1 protein-coding gene is annotated in these 613 nt (G+C 67.4%); it reads left to right on the top strand.

Going from position 1 to position 613, the window contains the following annotated elements:
- Positions 1 to 332: PIN domain-containing protein (locus tag AC5LUJ_RS03530; RefSeq protein WP_493464453.1), on the top strand; the 332-nt coding region annotated here is incomplete at its 5' end.
- Positions 333 to 613: the final 281 nt, after the last annotated feature.

The following is a 613-nucleotide window of genomic DNA, read 5'->3' as shown; positions in this document are numbered from 1 at the left end:
ATCGTGACGGCCGGATGCTCGCGCTGGCCGCGGACCTGGTCGGCGCGAGGGTGGCCGCGCATATGCCGGCGGGAGTCCTCGCTCAGGCCTGGCGGGGATCACCGCGTCAACACGCCGTCATGAAACTGGTGCGAACGGGCGCGGTGCGGGTCGAGTCCCTGTCGGAGGAGATCGCTGCCCGGATCGGGCTGCTGCTGGCGGCATCGGGGGCGAGCGATGTCGTCGATGCCCATGTCGTGTTGCTGGCACGGAAGCTTCGGGCCACGGTCGTCACTTCTGATCCGCATGATCTGCGCAAGCTGGATCCCGCGCTCGGCCTTGTCGTGCTCTGACGGCCGATCTCGGACGGTCGATCTCGATCTGGCCCGAGCCTGACATCGCTCTCCTGAAGGAAATTGATCGGAATCGAATGATCAAACAATGCCAGGTGCATCGATGGGAAACAGGCGTTGCCGGTGGCTCACGGTGGTACCTTCGAGAAAGGTCATGAGTGTCGGCGGCGGGCTGTGGCCTCGCTGGCCGGCGAGGTTCACTGGCCGGCGAGGCTCGCCGGCTGGCAGCCTCCCTCGCGGCGGGCGCCCCGAAGACGTGGGGCCGGCTGGGCGTTCCGGTT

This window comes from Protofrankia sp. CiP1_Cm_nod3 (assembly GCF_982290655.1).
The sequence above is the reverse complement of the archived record's forward strand: the minus strand, read 5'-3'. Positions and strand labels throughout refer to the sequence as shown.